Origin of the sequence: Fibrisoma limi BUZ 3, from assembly GCF_000296815.2 — a bacterium.
Taxonomy (GTDB): Bacteria; Bacteroidota; Bacteroidia; order Cytophagales; family Spirosomataceae; genus Fibrisoma; species Fibrisoma limi.
This window is the reverse complement of sequence record NZ_CAIT01000006.1, coordinates 1,070,313-1,088,749: the sequence shown is the minus strand read 5'-3', so window position 1 is coordinate 1,088,749 and position 18,437 is coordinate 1,070,313. Positions and strand designations below refer to the sequence as shown.

At 51.7% G+C, this 18,437-nt stretch carries 14 protein-coding genes; 5 read left to right on the top strand and 9 right to left on the bottom strand.

Translation table 11 applies throughout. The features are described 5' to 3' along the window. Nucleotides 1-81: 81 nt before the first annotated feature. The 3 genes from BN8_RS12455 to msrA form a co-directional block, all read right to left on the bottom strand. The gene (locus tag BN8_RS12455) at nt 82-1,095 is read right to left on the bottom strand and encodes a hypothetical protein (protein ID WP_009282228.1); all 1,014 of its coding nucleotides are present in this window, start codon (nt 1,093-1,095) and stop codon (nt 82-84) included. A 110-nt stretch (nt 1,096-1,205) separates the two neighbouring features. Continuing rightward, the gene (locus BN8_RS12450) at nt 1,206-1,931 is read right to left on the bottom strand and encodes a hypothetical protein (RefSeq protein ID WP_009282227.1); all 726 of its coding nucleotides are present in this window, start codon (nt 1,929-1,931) and stop codon (nt 1,206-1,208) included. Nucleotides 1,932-2,184: 253 nt separating this feature from the next. Then, nucleotides 2,185-2,865: a peptide-methionine (S)-S-oxide reductase MsrA gene (gene msrA, locus BN8_RS12445; protein ID WP_009282226.1), complete on the bottom strand. Its 681-nt coding sequence runs from the start codon at nt 2,863-2,865 to the stop codon at nt 2,185-2,187. A 178-nt stretch (nt 2,866-3,043) separates the two neighbouring features. Here msrA and BN8_RS12440 point away from each other — a divergent pair, with 178 nt between their 5' ends. Together BN8_RS12440 and BN8_RS12435 are read left to right on the top strand one after the other, a co-directional pair. Next, complete coding sequence (locus tag BN8_RS12440; RefSeq protein ID WP_051041037.1) at nt 3,044-4,153, top strand: L-dopachrome tautomerase-related protein; 1,110 nt, start codon at nt 3,044-3,046, stop codon at nt 4,151-4,153. Nucleotides 4,154-4,222: 69 nt separating this feature from the next. After that, the gene (locus tag BN8_RS12435) at nt 4,223-4,816 is read left to right on the top strand and encodes a MiaE family protein (RefSeq protein ID WP_009282224.1); all 594 of its coding nucleotides are present in this window, start codon (nt 4,223-4,225) and stop codon (nt 4,814-4,816) included. A gap of 4 nt (nt 4,817-4,820) precedes the next feature. Here BN8_RS12435 and BN8_RS12430 read toward each other — a convergent pair whose 3' ends face one another. The 5 genes from BN8_RS12430 to BN8_RS12410 all read right to left on the bottom strand — a co-directional run bounded on the left by BN8_RS12430 (nt 4,821) and on the right by BN8_RS12410 (nt 10,952). Next, nucleotides 4,821-5,096 (bottom strand): hypothetical protein, encoded by a 276-nt coding sequence (locus BN8_RS12430; protein ID WP_009282223.1) that lies wholly within the window; start codon nt 5,094-5,096, stop codon nt 4,821-4,823. A gap of 725 nt (nt 5,097-5,821) precedes the next feature. Then, entirely contained in the window at nt 5,822-8,188 is a 2,367-nt protein-coding gene (locus BN8_RS12425) for a carbohydrate binding family 9 domain-containing protein (protein ID WP_009282222.1), read from the bottom strand. Between the two features lie 204 nt (nt 8,189-8,392). Further along, a complete protein-coding gene (locus BN8_RS12420; RefSeq protein ID WP_009282221.1) occupies nt 8,393-9,676 on the bottom strand; it encodes a sensor histidine kinase in 1,284 nt (427 codons plus the stop codon). Beyond that, nucleotides 9,673-10,350, bottom strand: coding sequence for a response regulator transcription factor (locus BN8_RS12415; RefSeq protein WP_009282220.1), 678 nt, complete (start codon nt 10,348-10,350; stop codon nt 9,673-9,675). The genes BN8_RS12420 and BN8_RS12415 overlap by 4 nt, the downstream gene beginning before the upstream one ends. 173 nt (nt 10,351-10,523) lie before the next feature. Continuing rightward, the gene (locus tag BN8_RS12410) at nt 10,524-10,952 is read right to left on the bottom strand and encodes a DUF1810 domain-containing protein (protein WP_009282219.1); all 429 of its coding nucleotides are present in this window, start codon (nt 10,950-10,952) and stop codon (nt 10,524-10,526) included. Between the two features lie 228 nt (nt 10,953-11,180). On the opposite strand from BN8_RS12410, the gene BN8_RS12405 reads away from it, so the two are divergent. The 3 genes from BN8_RS12405 (at nt 11,181) to BN8_RS12395 (ending at nt 17,120) form a co-directional block, all read left to right on the top strand. Then, nucleotides 11,181-12,557, top strand: coding sequence for a TolC family protein (locus BN8_RS12405; protein ID WP_229367949.1), 1,377 nt, complete (start codon nt 11,181-11,183; stop codon nt 12,555-12,557). A gap of 79 nt (nt 12,558-12,636) precedes the next feature. Then, the gene (locus BN8_RS12400) at nt 12,637-15,885 is read left to right on the top strand and encodes an efflux RND transporter permease subunit (RefSeq protein WP_009282217.1); all 3,249 of its coding nucleotides are present in this window, start codon (nt 12,637-12,639) and stop codon (nt 15,883-15,885) included. A gap of 95 nt (nt 15,886-15,980) precedes the next feature. Beyond that, entirely contained in the window at nt 15,981-17,120 is a 1,140-nt protein-coding gene (locus BN8_RS12395) for an efflux RND transporter periplasmic adaptor subunit (RefSeq protein WP_009282216.1), read from the top strand. Between the two features lie 243 nt (nt 17,121-17,363). On the opposite strand, the gene BN8_RS12390 is transcribed toward BN8_RS12395, so the two are convergent. After that, nucleotides 17,364-17,789 carry a hypothetical protein gene (locus tag BN8_RS12390; RefSeq protein WP_040005772.1) on the bottom strand — a complete coding sequence of 142 codons (426 nt, stop codon included), beginning with the start codon at nt 17,787-17,789 and terminating at the stop codon, nt 17,364-17,366. Nucleotides 17,790-18,437: the final 648 nt, after the last annotated feature.

The window sequence follows — 18,437 nt, the reverse complement described above, 5'->3', positions numbered from 1 at the left end:
GAAAGAGTGAATAGGACCACCGCAGGCGCCAGTCCGAGCGAATTAGCAGCGAAGGAAATACCACTCTTTCACTCTTTTAAGTTATTCCAGTAAGTTCTTGTACCCCGCGTCCTTAGCCGGGTTTGGGCCGGTAACAACGGGTTGGGCGGGCGCATCGAGCTGGATCAGTTTAAACTCGCCCTTGTTATACGCTTCGAGCATGGCCTGGCCCTTGTCGGACATGATGCCGTTCTGAATATCGACCGAATTGATGAAGTCCATCGACAGGTCCATGGCCCGCTTCATCTCGCCGAGTTTCTGGCTCATGTCCTCCTGGATATACTCCATCGATTCATCGAAGTAAAACTTCTTGTCGGGATCGCCTTTGAAGATGCTGATGGCCGTTTTGAGAGCATTTGAGCTTTCTTTGACAATCTTATACTCCGTTTCTTTCAGGCGAACCTTGATCTCGGTTTCTTTGATGATGTAGTCGGCGCTCTGGTTCACCTTCTCCATGAAGGCCAGCACCATCTTGATGTTACGTTGCAGCGGCAGGAGCTTCTCGTTCATCTCCTGCAAACCCGCACCTTCGATGGTAGCCAGTTGGGCCGCTTCCCGCATACCGGGTTTGTCGGTCATGGCGCTGGCTTTGTTGGCTTCGGCGAACTTCTGCTTGATAGCTTCGTTGTTCTCGTTAATCTTCTTATTCAGCTTAACGAGCTGACCGGCCAGCGTATCGATCTGTCCCTGCATCTTCTGCCGTTTCTCCTTCAGATCGTCAATGTAGATCTTCATGATGGCGATGGGGTTCAGTTGAATCACCGTACCCGTAATGCTGCGCATGAGCGACTTGAACAGAAAGAAAACGGCTGTCCGTACGTCGCGGCTGGTGAACAGGAATATCAGAGCGCCGATCGCCCCAAACAGCAGGGCCAGCGTCAGTACGTTCGACGTCATCCGGATCAGAAACTCAAGGACCCGGTTGAAGTACACCAGTCCCAGACCGGCAATTCCGGCCAGGACGATCATACCCAAAATGCCTTCGGGGCGGCTCCAGAACGAACGTTTCTCCAAGTCCGTTTTGCCGCCAATCTGTGAAAAGTCAGGGGTTGCCATAGTTAATCAAAGAGTGAAAGAGCGAATGAGCAAAAGAGTGAATCAGTAAAAGGGTGAATGATTGATTAGTCAGAGTAACCACTCTTTCGCTCATTCACTCTTTCACTCTTTTATTTTAGGTACTGCGCCATTTTGGCGATGTCATTTTTAATCTGGTCGGTGAAATGGGCGAAGGTGGCTTCGTAGTTCTGCTGGTTCTGGTTGATCTTCGCGCTTTGCTCGGCTATTTCGCCACCGATGGCGTTGAGCCGGTCGTTGTTGGCGTTAATCCGCTGCTGAATCTCCAGAATCTGCTTCGCCAGGGCCTCGTTCTCGCTTAGCAGCCGCTTTTCTTCGTTCTGCAAACCGCCTACGCGCTCGCTCAGGGCCGCTTCCACACTCTTGGAAAAGCCCTCGTGGTCTTTGTTAAGGGCTGCCAGATATTGGTTGGCGGTGTTGGTCAGCGTCGATACGTCCGACGAACCACCCAGTGCTTTAAAACTGGCCCAGGCCGCCTGGAACTGCTTGTCTTCGGGCAGACCGATTGCATTCAGCCCGCGCAACGTCTCGCGGAACTCAAAATAATCGGGTCCGGGCGGATTGTTCTTCGCCAGTACGTTGGCAAAGTGCTCGGCAAACTTGGCGTCGATGGAACCGGTCTGCGCTGCCGTCGTGGACTTCGACGGGCTGGCGGAGGTGGTCGGGTTGACGGTCGGCTGCGTACCGGGGGCCGGTCGCGGGGCCGCATTCGTAGCAGGTCCGGCCGGCGATCCAGTAGCTGGAGCCGTGTTGGCGTCTTCGTCTTTGATAAAGAAACTCAGAATTTTACGCCCAATGGATTGATCGGGTTCTGTCATGGTGTCTGTCAGTTGGTGAAAGACAGAACAATGTTACGAGGTTCTGCGAAATCCGCAAGATTCGATTAAGCCGAACGGTTGCGGGACTTGACAAAATGTCGTAGGGCAGGCCGAATTGTAGAGAAGGTTTACGGGCTTTGGTATACAGTTTACGGCTTTCGGTGTGTCGTTTTCAGGGGTAAACGCGGAGCAACTGGCCAACCCAATCAGCGCAACGTATACCGAAAACCGTGAACCGGTTGCTGAAAACTGATTAACTGGTAACGCCCGGTTTCAGCCAATTTTTCATCCGCTCCCGAAACTTCTCCACTTTGGGCTGGGAGATCGTCCGGACGTACAGCTCGTCGGGGTGGTCGTAGTAGTATCCCTGATGGTACACCTCCGCCGGATAGAAGGCTTTGAATGGTACAACCTGCGTTACAATGGGCCGACTGTACCTGCCCGACTCGTTTTCTCGCCGAATGGCCGCGTCAATGGCCGCTTTCTCTTCGGGAGTCCGGTAAAAGGCGATGGAGCGGTATTGAGTACCGACATCCGGTCCCTGCCGGTTGAGCGAGGTAGCGTCGTGACCAACGAAGAACGCTTTGAGCAGCGTATCGTACGGAATTACGTTCGGGTCGTAATAAACCTGGATCGATTCGGCGTGGCCGGTCTGGTCGGTCCCCACCTGCTCGTATGTGGGGTTTTCTATGTCGCCACCGGCATAGCCCGACACTACCTCCCGTACGCCCCGGAGCGATTCGAACTGAGCTTCGGTGCACCAGAAGCACCCGGCCGCAAATGTAGCAACGGCCTCGCGGGGCTGGAGCGTGGGTAATTTGCCAGGACTGGTATCTTTTTCGGCCGATGCATTGCCGGCCGGTCGCTGCTGGCAACTGGTCGCCAATAAGCTGGTCAACAGCAGTAGGTACGAAGCAAAACGGTTGATAAACATAATTCCGGAGGGTTTTTATGATAAAACACATATCGGGTGGAGTAGGTTGCCTGCGGTAGCCATCCCATTTCCTAATTTTTATACCCATTGGCTTTGATACGGACGGAACAGGTAAACAATTAGTCTGTAGAATTTATATGGTATTGATAAATGAATGATTGTAAACTGCTCAACACGTATGAAAACCTTTGTCAAGCCTTTGTTTGCTTTGCTGGTCAGTTCGGCCGTTGTGTTCAGTTGTAACGACGATACGGAAGACGATTCGCCGATTCCCGGAATAACCCTGACGCCCGTTGCTACGTCACGGGTGCAGTGGACCGGCGTGGCCGTATCGCGGGAAGGCCGCGTATTTGCCAATTTCCCCCGCATGGAAACCGACACTATTCCGTATTCGGTAGCGGTCGTTAGTGGTGAGCAGGCAACGCCGTTTCCGAATGCCGACTGGAACCGCTGGGACATGACGCTGCCACCCCAGGACCATTTTGTCTGCGTCCAGAGTGTCTACATTGATGAGCAGAACAACCTCTGGGTGCTGGATGCGGCCTCGCCGTCGATGCGGGGTGTGGTGCGGGGCGGTCCCAAGCTGCTCAAGTTCAACCCAAACACCGGTGCGCTGATTCAACGGGTGGATCTGTCGAACGAGATGATCGTGTACCCGTCGAGCTACCTGAACGACGTACGGGTTGATACGCAACGCAACTACGCCTACATCACCGACTCAAATCAGGGGGCTATCATCGTGGTGAACCTGGCAAACGGCAGTGCCCGGCGCGTTCTCGGTCGCAGTCCACTGACCAAGTCCGAAAACCTGATCATTCGGGCGGAGGGGCGCGAATGGCGTAACCCCAGTGGCAAGCTGCCCCAGATAGACTCGGATGGCCTGGCCCTGACCCCTCAGCGGGACTACATCTATTTCCACGCCCTGACGGCCCGGAGCTTGTATCGGGTACCCACGGCGGCCCTACAGGATGCGTCCCTGAACGATAACCAACTGGCGCAGCAGGTCGAAAAAGTCGGTGAAACGGACCCCGTCGACGGGATGCTGTTCGATCCGCAGGGAAATCTATACCTGACCTATATCCAGCAGAATGCCGTGCAGCGCCTGACTCCGGGTGGTGGTGAGGTTCGGGACCGGCTTCAGCGCGTGGTGCAGGATCAGCAACTGAAGTGGCCCGACAGCTTTTCCTACGGCCCCGACAGTTCTATTTACGTAACGACCTCGCAACTGCACATTCCGCGTCAGGAACGGACGGAGCCGTACCGGATTTTTAAGTTCAGGGTTCAATAAAGTTGGAGTAGGGCAGTAAGTCGGTACGTGCTTATTTTTGTAGCGACGTACCGACTTACCGACCGAATCATGTCCTTAACGACCTTAGGTCTTGAACTCCCGACTGACCCGCGCTGGGTCAATATTGCCGAAATGAACATCGGTGAAATCCTGATCGATCATGCCTATTGCGAGCAGAAAGCGGCTTCGTCCTGCATTTCGCTCATCGTGCAGTATCCCGACAAGCAGGAACTGGTCGAAGTGCTGACGCCGGTTGTGGCCGAAGAGTGGGGGCATTTTCAGCGCGTGCTGAAGGAGCTTCGAAAGCGTAATATTCCGCTGGGTCGACAGCGAAAGGATTTATACGTAAACGAATTGCAGCGGCACATTCGCCCGTCCAGCGACTTCGACCAGAATCTGATGGACAAGCTGCTGCTCAACGCCCTGATTGAAGCCCGGAGCTGCGAACGCTTCAAACTCCTGTCTGAACACATCGCCGACGAAAGCCTCCGTAAATTCTACCGCGAACTGATGATCTCCGAGGCCGGGCATTACCGCAATTTCATCGAACTGGCCGAGACCTACGTACCAGCCGATCGGGTACGGCGTCGCTGGAAGGAAATTCTGGACATCGAAGCCAGTATCATGCAGCATCTGGACGTACGGGGCGACCGGATGCACTGACGGTTTACCGAACCGGGTGAAAGACCAGTTCTTCAATGCCCGTCAGTTCATACGCCCAGCTATCCGTGTCCTCGTCGTTGTCGACAAGCCGGAACACGGCCGTTACGTTGGTCCGCAGCGGAATCCGGCAGATGGCCAGGGGCGCATCAAGCCAACGGGCTTTCTCCTGCATCCGGGCGACGATTTCCTCCGGCGCGGTATCGCACCAGGCTGGTATGATCGTATCAATGGTCGATTTATTCGTGACGGTGATCTGATTCGTGTAGGCAGGCTTACCCATATGATCTAAAACAGGAGAATACGGGGCGCTAAGATACAAGTTACACTATAAATCCTCTGAATCGGACCTGCTGAACAGCGCACCTGCTTAACTCGCATGGGGATAAAATCAAGTTCTGATGCGCTAAAATCCGACGAGCATTAAAAACCTGTTAAAGGCCGCTTAAAACAAAATTAGAAATTGATAATCAGTGGCTAATAATTTGGTTGTCACTAAATTGCCGTTTAAGTTTGACTGTACTTTTAGACGTACAAAAGGTCGGTTAATTTCATAAGCCTGCGGGCACAGTAAAAGCACCGCCGGCTGCTAATTGAAAAACGGATTGTATACCAACACTCATCCTAACAACTTTCCACATCTAAGCGAATAATCTACGTGCAGCACTTACGATTGAATTCATTAATCAGAAAAGGGCTTGTTAAACCTAAACATAGCCAGCCTGGATTTCTGTCCGGAAAGCAGCAAGTGGTCTCATTATGGAACGCCTTTTTGCTGTGGTTGCTGCCGGCCGAAGATAAGGATAGGAAGTGGAACGAATGGGATTACTGGAACGACCGGTTTTAATCTCAGACGCATACGCCTGCTTCAGCTCTACACTATTTTGTCAATACATTGCTGAGAAACGATTGATGATGGTGCGTTTCGAACCATCTACCAACAAAAAAGCCACTCTTCAACCGGAGAGTGGCTTTTCAGTTGCACTTTCTTAACCCATGCGATAGCGGCTAAAACTGCTTTAGGTACGACAGTTTGCCGATGATGTGCTGTTCCTGCTGACGGTCACGTTCCCGAATCGAACCGGCGTAGCTGCCGTGGTTATACACGATGTAGAGAAACGACAGCGGTCGAAATTCCCACGACAGCCGAACGTTCCAAACGTTGCGGTCAGTGAAGGTGTTCCGCTGATAAAAGCTGATGAGTTGCAGCCGTGGGTTGACGGCCAGTCGGCTTTCGACGCTATAGAGCTGTACTGACTCCGAAAACCGGTCCTGCCCGACATTTTTAAACTGATTCACTTCGGCGATGAAGCCCAGCGCTACGTGCGGCACGGGCGCGACGGTTAGCGAACCGCGGAGGTAGTTGAGTCGACCGTCGTAGTAGCGGCCGGTCTCGGCATTGAGTTGATACGATACTTTCCGGGAGGCATCGCTGCCTATCAATACGTTATAGCGCACGTACCGATAGTTGCCTGTGGCGATGTTGAGTCCCAGTGGCCGAAAGTCACCGTCGTCCAGGCGCTGAAATGTTGGATTTACAAACAGCCCGAACATACCGCCACTTTGCAGGGTCAGCCAGATGGGGTTTGTGTTGAACTGCACTTCCTGCAGGTAGCCGGTCGAGGCTTTGTGGTACATTTCGGCAAATACGCCCGGCTCAAAGCTACGGACTCGCCTGGGCAGCCAGCTTCCGCGTTCGACCAGAAAAAAACCCGTTGCGGTCGAAATAACGTCGGAGCGGGATACAAAGCCCATTTCCGGGTTGAAACCTTTGGTGACAATGGTTTGCGTCAGCCACGAAACCAGTTGGTTGGACCGGTAGAAAAACTGACTATACCCCGCCAGGCCCCGGTCGCGGCCACCTGACGAAAGCGAACCGATGGCCATGACGTTGTAAGCAAGCGAGGGTGTGAGCCGGAAAAAACCGTCGAGGGCGATAAGGCCGTTCTGGTAGCCGCCCGTACTATCGAACCGGTGCGCGTTTTTAAGCGTAAATAGGGCTCCGATCCGGTTTTGGCGGCCAATGTTTTCGGAGTATCGCCCGACTGCAAAATCGGTGGCGGGGCTGAACGACGTACCACGCTGCCGGATGAACATGCCCCCGTAGTTGCGCTTCAGCGACCGGTACACCAGCCGGGCTCCGGCATCAATCGGTACAGGCTGGCTGGTGCCGTCCGGGAGTTGGGCCAGGCCAATGGACCGGCTGAAAAACGGCCGGATAATCATGGAACCGCCTTCCAGCCCACCGATGGACGTCAGGCCCGGACCGAACAGGCTGGCGTTCTCCAGAAAAAACTGTCGGCGCTCCGGGAAAAACACCGAGAATCGAGTCAGGTTGTTCACCTGCCGGTCTACATCGGCCTGGGCGAAGTCTGTATTGAAGGTCAGGTCCAGCACCGTATTTGGGTTAATAGCCCATTTCACGTCGCCACCCAATTTGACCCGGACGTCGCGGCTGTTGCCGATTTCAGTACCCCGGTACGTATCGTCCGAGAGCAATAGATACGGCTGAATACGGATGTTGGGCGATGGGGGTGGGGGCTTGATGCCCGTCAGCAGACCGGCGTATTCCATCCGGTATGATGTGAAGGCCCGGGGGTGGGGCGACCACGCCGACAGTTCGTTGGCCGAACGCCGGTTGCGGAAAAAGTTAATGCCCCACGACTGGCCGGCGCTGTCGGCGCGGCTGTAGCGGAGTGTCTGCCAGGGAATGGCGATTTCGGCGACCCAGCCCGAATCCGTCCGGGTGGTCCGCACGCGCCAGAGACCATCCCAATCCTGGTCGTAAAGCTGGTCGTCGAACGTAAGCAGATCGCGCTGGGTGCCATAGGCGTTGGTCACGAACGACATGGCATTGCGCCGGTCGTTGAAGCCGTCGATCGCAACGCCGAAGAAATCATGAGCAACCGGCGCAAAATCGCGTCTGAAGTTCGGAGAACGTAGCGCTTTCCGGCCCGATGAGTCATGGTTGAAAGCCGCTATGTATAGAAATTGTCGGTTGTAGAGTATCCGCACGTCGGTGTCGGACCCGAGCCGCTGTCCCTGAAACGGCTCGACCTGAAAGAAGTTGCGCGTTGGTTGAGCCGACTGCCATTCTGCTTCGCTGAGGGAGCCGTCGATTTTCAGGTTGTTACTGATCTCGGTAGCCGAAATGACCTTACGCACCGACGATGGCGCGAAAATGGTGGCCGTTCCACCGGTCGATGGCTGGGCAGGAGCGGTTACGGTTGTTGAAACGCCCGGGGTTGGATTGGAAGTAGTTGGGCTTTGTATCTGAAGGGTATCGGACACCAACGGGGTAAATGGACCAGGACTTGGCTGAGCCTGGGTAAACGTAAAAAGACAAGAGGAAGCTAGCAGTAAAACAAACCGCATACAGGACAAGCGTTTGCCCAAAACTATAGCGTACTACGCACGGGCAATCCGAAATTTAGCTCAGCGGTAATCCAACTGGATGAAAGGGAGAGGGCAAAAAAAACGGGCGTGTTTCCGGACGCGCTAAGCTTATAGGATAGAACTGCATGGGTTACATTAGCGATTAGTTAACATACGTGGGTTCGTACATTAATTTTGTTTTACTCATCGCATATTGGTATCTGGGCTGAGTAGGCCGACGTAAATCGTGTGGACTTCCTGTAAGTAGTGATAGGATAAGCCCAAGTGGTACGTATCGCAAATCTGTTTGACAATGGCCAGACCTAAACCGAATGAATCATGGCTGCCAGCTTCTTTCTTGAAGCGATCAAACAGAGTTGCCGGATCGCTTGTCAGTGCTGGTCCGGTATTTGACAAACTCAGTTGATTCCCCGAGGAGCGTACCTGAATATAACCTTTTTGCCGATTGTGCCGAATTGCGTTGCTCACCAAGTTGGTCAGCAGGCTATCAGCCAAAGAAGGCGGCAATCGCACCTTGAACGCATCGCCCGGTATTATTTTAACCACAATCTGTTTGTGAAGCAGTACCTCCTCCATATCCGCGAGTCGTTGAATCAGCTCGGCGGTTAAATCAACGTGCTGGACGTCGTCGAACTGACCATTTTCAATTTTAGCCAGCAGCAGCAACCCCTGATTTAGCCGCGACATCCGCCGGGAGGCCTGGTAAATGCTCTCGATCCAGTTCGTCTGTGTTTTGGTCAACTGCTCCGACTGAATGAGCTGCTCGACCCTCGCGTTGATGAGCGCCAAAGGAGTCTGCATCTCGTGGGATGCATTCTCGGTAAACTCTTTTAAGCTCCGATAATCCTGTTGCATTTTGCCGGCCATTTTCTGCATCACTTCGTTCAGTTCGCTAAATTCGGTAATGGCTGATGGTTGCAGGTATAGCGGGGTACTGCTGCGGAGGTCGAACCGCTTCAGCCGCGACAAAGTATCGTAAAACGGCAACCAGAGCCGACCCGACAGTCGGCTTTGAAACCAGAATGTACCGAGTAAAAGCAGGCCCAGGAATAAAACCATCGTGATCGTGATCACTTCAATGAGCCGATACGTCTGAATCAGTGATTTTCGGATTTCAACCCGGTGCATCACTCCCCGAATCGGCGCATAGAAAGTGAGCTGTCGAAACGGTATTAGCTCATCGTCGTACCGATTACGAATAAGCGTATCAGTGAACGCTTCCGGCCGGGCGGTTTGCGCGGGTACTGGCATTACCTCTATTTTGTTTTCTACGAAATAGGGACTACTTGACCAGGCATTGTGCGAACGCACGTAAGCCTCAAAGTCTCGCTTTTCAACGTTAAGTCGGCTCTCTACTTCGTCGTAAATTAAAAACCGAATGATCTGGTAAAATGCTACGGCCGTCAGAAGGTAGATGACCAGCGAAAATGCCAGATAGATTCGATTGGTTTGGCTGAGCAGTTTCAAGGTAAACCGAATTTATAACCTATGCCGTAGATGGAACGTATATAGTCGCCGGAGCCTTTTTCAAGTAATTTCCGACGCAGGTTTTTAATGTGCGAATACACCATGTCCAATGAATCTGCGGAGTCGATATTGTCGCCCCAGAGGTGTTCAGCAATTGACACTTTAGTCAGAGCGACGTCTGCATTAGACAGAAAATACAGTAGCAGATCATACTCCTTACGCGAAAGCGTGGTATGCTGGCCACTGACATACACATTACGTGACTGCGGAACGACCGTAATCTCCTGGAATCGAATCTCCGTATGGCCGCCAAACTGACGCCGACGAAGCAGGGACTTCACCCGGGCGTTCAGTTCCGATAAGTGGAAGGGTTTTGTCAGGTAATCGTCAGAGCCTATTTCAAGACCTTTCAATTTATCCTCCAGCGCGTTACGGGCCGAAATGATGATAATGCCAGTTGTTGCCGAAAATTGCTTTAGCGACTGAATCAACTGAAAACCGTCCCCATCGGGCAACGTTAAATCAACAATGATGCAATCGTAATTATATAGGTAAATGCGTTCATCGGCCTCTCGGAACGTAGAGGCTGTTTCACAAACATAGCCTTCCTTACTCATGTAATCGGTAATGCTTTCCGCCAGCCCCTGTTCATCTTCTACGACCAATACTTTCATGGTGTCACCGTCTAAGGAATAAACGAAGGTACCTGCCAATTCTGGAAAGATTTGGGAATATGCAACACCACCTACCCTTTGTGGAACTTATGAAGGCTATTCGAAAGGCGCAATGACTGCCTACTATTCTTACCTTATTAAGCCATTTCCCTGACCTTTGTTGGTATTGGCCACTAGCCAATTTTAAGCTTATCAAGCGTTCGTCGGTCGGGAGCTCCGGCAAACAGCTTATCGATCACCGCCTGAAAAACAGGATCAGCACCGGGCACCTGACTAAACAGAGTCATACAAGAACGTAATTTCAAATCGTCAGGCGTTCCCATGATCTGAGTCGCAGTTTTGCCGTCGATCTGTAGCAAGGTGCGGGTAATCTCAATTAGTCTGCTACCCAGAACCGGGTGATTAAGATAAGCCGTTGCCTCGTTCAAATCTCGTATGGAGTAGTATTTCGCCATTTCACTAAAACCCAACCCGGCTATTTGTGGAAAGATATACCATATCCAATGACTTTGTTTTCTTCCATTCTTCATTTCGGCTAGTGCTGTGGTATAGTCATTGGCCTGGGCTTCCAAAAATCGCTTTAGTGTATCGTCAGTGTTCATGGGGTGTGTTGAAACATATTAGTGCAGAAAATGGGTGGTCAATTATGCCTTAAATCCTCTTTCAGTTTATATCTAGTACATTAAAAGCAGTCAATTGTTCTGGCAATGCCTTCTTTTCCCAAATGTTTCCAGAATTGAGTTCGTGTTTTGCAGCCGTATCCGTGAGTTAGATAAAGCACGGGTACGCTGTCTGGGATGAAGCACTTACGATACGTACATACCGTACGAATGAAATCAACCACTAGCCTGCTCCTTGTCGGGATGAGTCTGCTGTCAGGAGCCTCCGCACAGACGTTGACGCTGAATCAGGTGATCGACCAAAGTGTACGGCAATATCCGTTTCTGCGCGCCAAGCAAGCTGAAGTAAGCAGCGCCCAACGGCGACTTCAGGCCACCCGAACGGAGCTGTTACCGTCAATGATCCTTCAGGATCAGTACACCTATGCTACGAGCAACAGCCTGAACAGTTCGTTCTTTCCAAACGAAGGCACGAGCATTTCGACATCAGGAGGGGTTCGGCCGGTAGCTATTTCGCAAGCCAGTTTTGGCAGCTACACCAGTGCTACCATCGAGTGGCGAGCCATTACGTTCGGCCGGGTAAGAGCTAACATTGGGGCGGCCAAAGCCGAGCTCCAGCGTAGTGAAGCCGATTATGAAAACGAGATTTTTCAGCATCAGGTCCGCACGATTGACGCTTATCTGCTTTTGCTGATCAATCAGAAACTGGTGCAGATTCAGCGTAGTAATCTGGAACGGGCCGAAACCTTTAAGCGCGTCGTTGATTCGGGTGTCCGGTCAGGTATGCGGGCGGGTGTCGATAGTGCGCTGGCTACCGCCGAAGCGGTTCGGGCGCGGCTGCTACTGCTGGAAAGCCAGCAAAACGAACAGGTGCAGCGGCTACGGCTTTCTGAACTGGTGGGCCAGCTTCAGAACAACATGCAGGTTGATAGCATGCGCTTTTACACCTCGCTACCCACTAGTTCTTTCCTATCCGATTCGCTATCGCCCAAAAACCCAACGTTACGTCTGTTTCAGTCACAGATCAACCTGTCGGCCGCCCGGAGTCTGGCGACTCAACGATCTGGTATGCCCATGATTTCGTTGGTTGGCGCGGGTAACGCTCGTGGTTCTGGATTCGCAAATCAGGGTGACGTTTTTCAGACGAATCAATTGAACGGCCTCGGCTATCAGGTGGGTAACTACCTGTTCGGCGTTGTTGCCCGCTGGAACTTAACGAACCTGTTACGAGCCCATCAGGACTACAGTGCCGATCAGTATCTGGTCGAACGGTCGCGGCAATTGTTCAACACGCAGCGCCTGCAAATCACCCGACAATATCAGGAAGCCGAAACGCAGTATCAGGTCGCGCTGGAACAAGCCCGGCAGGCCCCCGTTCAGTTGCGGGCCGCCCGCCAAGCCTACAACCAGGCCAGGTACCGCTATGAGAATGGCTTAACCGACCTGCCTACCTTGCTGCAAAGCGTCGTGACGCTCAACCGCGCCGAAGTAGACGGGTACGTAGCGACCAGCAACGTGTGGCGTTACCTGCTGCTAAAAGCGGCCGCAGAAGGTGACTTGTCTTTATTTATGAATCAAGTAAAATAGCGTGCAAGACTTCGACTTAGAGCGGGTTGCTGTTTATGCTCTAACAACTGAAGACCTTCAGGCCAAATTCCAAAACGTTATGCAACAAATCATTCGTTCTGCCTTACGAAAACCCATTTCGGTTGTCGTTGGCGTTGTGGCCATCCTGTTTTTTTCGGTGATGTCGCTGTTCACGATTCCGGTCGACATTTTCCCGAACCTTGACTTACCAACAATCTACGTTGTGCAGCCTTACGGCGGTATGGCTCCCGATCAGATGGACGGTTTTATCGCTACCCGCTATCAGGATCACTTCCTGTACGTATCGGGGATTCGTGACATTGATGTGAAAACCATCCAGGGGTTGTCGCTCATTAAGCTACAATTTTATCCGGGCACCGACATGGCGCAGGCGGCTGCCGAAGTAGCCAACAACGTATCCCGCGCAAAGGCGTACATGCCGGAGGGAACGGTGCCGCCCCAGGTCGTCCGGTTTGATGCCAGTTCGGTGCCAGTTGGGCAGTTGGTGTTTGAAAGCCCAACCCGTTCGTTGAACGAAATCCAGGATTATGCTTCGTCGCGGGTGCGGCCAATGTTCTCGCGCATTGAAGGGGTATCCAGCCCTCCGCCTTTCGGAGGGAACCAGCGCACCATCGTTGTTCGGGTTAATCCGCAACTTGTACGGAGCTATCAGCTGACTCCGGAAGAAGTTATCAAGGCGATTGTCACGAACAACCAACCCTCACCAGCAGGTAACATTCGCATTGGCGAAAAGACCCTAATGACGCCGGTGAACTCGCTCGTGAAGAAACCGGAAGACTTCCTCAACATTCCCATCCGCGTTGGTTCCGGGCCAACCGTGTTCGTGCGTGATGTTGGTACCGTGGAAGATGCTGCCGACGTAACCGTGAGTTATGCCCTCGTCAACGGTCGCCGGGCGGTTTATATACCGGTGGTCAAGAAGTCAGATGCGTCGACGCTGGACGTGGTAAACAACATTCGGAAGGCCATGCCCGAACTGCAAAACGCTGTACCGGAAGACGTAAAAATTTCGTACGAGTTTGACCAGTCGGTCTACGTAACCAACTCGCTCAAAAGCTTAGTAACAGAAGGTATTCTGGGCGCTGTGTTGACCGGCTTGATGGTGCTGCTCTTCCTCCGCGATTGGCGTAGTGTAATCATTGTGGTGTTGACGATCCCGATTTCTATTCTCTCGGCAGTGATTCTGCTCAATTTGTTTGGGCAAACGATCAACATTATGACTCTCTCAGGGCTGGCGCTGGCGATTGGTATTCTCGTTGACCAGGCGACGGTGACGATTGAGAATATCCACCAGCACCTGGAAATGGGCCGGGGCACGTCAGCCAAACCGAAGCCCGTCGCCATCTGGGATGCCTGTAAGGAGATTGTCTTCCCTGAATTCCTGATTCTACTGGCGATTCTGGCCGTGTTTGCCCCCGCCTTTGTGATGAGCGGAGTGCCTCGTTCGATGTTCCTGCCTCTGTCGCTGTCTGTAGGCTTTGCCATGATCGCGTCATTCCTGCTATCCCAGACGTTCGTGCCGGTATTGGCTAACTGGCTGCTCAAAAGCCATATTGAACACGAAGCGCCAACCTTAGCCCTTGACAATCAGGAACGGCATATGATCGAGGATGCAGCTGCTCATCCAGCCGCAAATGCTAAAGGTTTTGAAAAGTTTAAACAGCGGTATTCAGCTACGCTCGAAAACGTGCTGAACCGTCGCGGCTTGGTGGTTGGTGGCTATTTGGTCGGTAGCCTTGCGATTATCGTGCTCTGCTTTATGTTCATCGGCACGGATATTCTACCGCATGGTAACAGCCATCAGTTCCAGATGCGCTTACGCATTCCCGACGGAACGCGGGTTGAACGGACCGAAATGGCTACACTTAAAGTGCTGGACATCATCAAAGAATCCGTAGGTGCCGACAACGTAGAGATTTCATCGGCTTATGTCGGCACGGTGCCTTCCAGCTATGGTACATCCAACATCTTCGTGTTCAACAGCGGTCCTCACGAGGCTGTATTGCAAGTGTCGCTAAATGAAGCTCATTCTGTTAGCATGGATGACCTCAAGGAAGAACTTCGAACGCGTATCGCCAAGGCTTTACCAACTGCCAGCATTTCGTTTGAACCCATTGAGCTGACCGAAAAAATCATGAGTCAGGGCGCGTCAACGCCAATTGAAGTAACGGTAGCCGCCAAGGACTTAAACGAAGCCGGACGATTTGCCAACAAGATTCGGGAACGCATGGCTAAGATCGACTTTCTGCGGGATGTCCAGGTCGCTCAGCCCCTATCGTATCCCGTTCTAAATGTAACGATGAACCGCGAACGGGCCGGTCAACTCGGCGTTACGTCTACTCAGGTAGCCCGTTCTTTGGTAGCTGCTACATCGTCAAGCCGGTTCACGGACAAAAACCTTTGGCTCGACGAGTCAAAAGGGTTAGCGTATCAGGTACAGGTGCAGATTCCAGAATACCAGATGAGCAGCGCTAATGACATTGGCAACATTCCGCTCAAGAGTGGTGAAATGCACCCGCTGCTGTCGGACGTAGCCACGTTTTCAGAAGGTAAAGCCCCCGGTGAATATGACCGGGCCGGACCAAACCGATTGGTAACGATTACGGCCAATTTACAGAAAAAAGACCTTGGCTCCGGTCGAAAAGCCGTGGAACAAGCCATCAAAGAAGCGGGCGAGCCTCCTCGTGGTGTACTCGTAGAAATGGGCGGACAAACCAATCTGCTAACTGATACCCTGAGCAGCTTGCAAACGGGTCTGATGGTGGCCATTGTAATTATTTTCTTGTTGCTGGCGGCTAACTATCAGTCCTTCAAACTGTCGTTGGTGATTCTGGCCGCTATTCCGGCGGTGGTAGCTGGAGCATTGCTGATGCTGTTAGCCTGTGGGGCCACCTTGAATTTACAGTCGTACATGGGACTCATCATGTCGGTGGGGGTATCGGTAGCGAATGCTATTCTGATGGTGACTAATGCGGAGAACCTGCGCCTGGAACTCGGCGATACGCGCCGGGCGGTGGTCATGGCAGCCAACAGCCGGATTCGTCCGATTCTGATGACTAGTATCGCCATGATTGCGGGGATGGTGCCAATGGCATCCGGCTTTGGTGAAGGAGGTGACCAGATTGCCCCGCTTGGGCAAGCCGTAATTGGTGGATTGATTGCCTCTACGCTGGCGGCTCTGCTGATTCTACCCTGTGTATTTACGCAGTTCCAGACCAAGGCCGCGCTGCAATCGGTCTCGCTCGACCCCGAAGATCCGGAAAGCAAATTCTATAAAAGCTCAGTCCGAGTGCAAAAACTCAACTAGTTAGCCAGGCATAACCCGCACTTTAAATAGGCAATGCATCAATCTTTTAACATCCGTTACGGTACTCTTTCACACTTTCACTCTTTGAAATTCCTATGAAATCATATTTGAAACTTCTCGGCCCTGCCTCTCTTGCCGTTGGGTTGGCGTCTTGCTCATCGGCTGTGAGCGACGATAAAACGACGAAAAAGGAACCCGAAGTGCAATCGGTAGCCGTTACGACAGTTCAGTCGATGCAGCCGAGCAAACGGGTAACCTTACCCGGAGAATTAAAGCCCTGGAATAGGGTGAACATGTACGCCAAAGTGAAAGGCTACGTCCGTGATATTTCCGTAGATCGCGGAACAGCCGTTCGCAAAGGGCAAGTGTTGGCCCGACTTGAAGCCCCCGAAGTGATTGCCGAGTTGAGTCAGGCGCAAGCGCAACTACAGGCTCAGGAGGCTACCCTGGTTGAGCAAACTACTCGTGCCCGTGCAAGTCGACTAACCTATCAGCGACTGGTGCAAACGGCAAAGATGGAGGGTGCCGTATCACTAAACGAACTGGATCAAGCGCACGCTCGGATGCAGGCAGATAGTGCAACGGTGGCCGTAGCGCGGGGTAGCGTACAGGCGGCCCGATCGAACTATCAGGCAAAAAGTGAACTTCGGCAGTACCTCACCATCACGGCCCCCTTTGATGGTATCGTCATTGAGCGGAACATCAGTCCTGGTGCGCTGGTTGGCGCTGGGGATAGTGGCAAACCACTTTTTGTGCTGGAAGATAGCCGCATACTGCGCCTGACAGTAGCCATTCCCGAAACGTTCGCGAACCAGTTACCGGCTAATAGTTCGATTTCCTTTACAGTTAACGCCATTCCAGAACGTCACTTCAATGCCAAACTAGCACGTTCGGCCGAAAGCTTAGTTGAAGCGAACCGGGCTATGATGGCGGAGTTCGACGTCAATAACGCAAGTCATGAGCTAAAGGCGGGTATGTATGCCGAAGTCACGTTACCGGTCGAGCGCTCAGCCAAAACGCTGTTTGTACCTACTACGTCGGTAGTTAGTTCAAGTGAAAAGATGTTTGTGATCCGTGTGCGCGACAATCGGGCGCAGTGGGTATCCGTACAGAAAGGCAACGTTGTGGACAGTCTGGTCGAAGTATTCGGCGATCTGCAACCGGGTGCAGCCATTGTCCGGACTGCTACTGAAGAAATTCGGGATGGGCAAGCCATTCAGCCCGGGATTCGGTAACTAGTCTTTCACTAAGAACTATCGCTTTCGGCTGACTACATGATTTCTCCGTCAGGAGAAAAAGTGCAGGCTACCTTTGCGAACATAGCTGGTTTAGCTCGATACAGTGATGAGTTTTATTGGCAATCAGTCGTAGAAGATAGGTTGTCTAAATACCTGACTGAACTAGCAGGATTAAGGATAATGCTTTTAAATGTATATAATCTCTAATGTTGTATAAGTGCAATCACGTTAGCTAAATAATCAATTTTTGGTATCAGAGTTGCTTATGACAATGCCTGTATTATGATAGATGGGATAGACACTGGTAGTCGATGAGATTAACTTTGTATGCAGTCTAACGGGATCAAAGGCTTCTCCACAAGCCTTTTGGAACGCGTCAATATCTACTATATCCCTTACCCTTACATCAGCAGAACGCTTCTCAAGTGCTTTGATCAAACTGGCTATCAGTCTGGCGTTGCCTCGATTAGCTTTACAAATAAACAGATCAACACCGCTCTCCAACTGATAATACAAGCCTATCAGTTCATCATTCAAGTTACAACTGCTAAGCTGCTTTGTTTGATTTTTGGCTTCCAGCAAGACCACATAAGCCAGCGTGATAAGTCCCGTTAAAAATAGAAGATGTGTCATTAGGTCTGCTTCTAAGATTCGTTGTAATGCCATGAGCCGTTTGTGTGAATTTATGAATCTGTTATATAGTCCCCTATATGTCATCAAGTCGCCAATGTAACAGAAGCCCCTTATCTTACAAAACTTCGTGTCTAGCAAAACGATTGTTGTTTTGTATGTACCAAGCCTGAAGGAAAGAGCCACGCGAACTGCGTTAGTGATCAATCCATATAAAAAATTTTATATACAATTTGTCCAGATTAGATACTTTGCTCTATATGTACCGGATGTTGAGTTAGCAGCCCAATGCTATCAGAATGTAGTATGTTTTGGAAAGGCAGTTCGGTTTTCCAGCATACAAACTCAACAATAAGGGTTTTGTCCAATGTGAATCAGGTGGGCAATATGCCAGCACGCATATACGCACTGATAGATGGGTGACTTTGGGTTGTTACTTTGATAAGTCGGACTATCGGTGTCTCAATGCATGGTCGGTAACGTAGCGATAACAATTTGTTAACCGTGGCGAAAACACGCCGAAAGCCATTCTGGGTACCTTTGCGGCTGTTTTTAGGTCCTCTTATTAACCAACCGTTATGAAAAAGCTGAATTTCTTCCCCGCCCTTTTGAAGTAAACCGGGTATACCCCGCTCTTCATTTCCATTCACTTCTTTGCAGACTGGTCATGTCCCGAAAACCGGT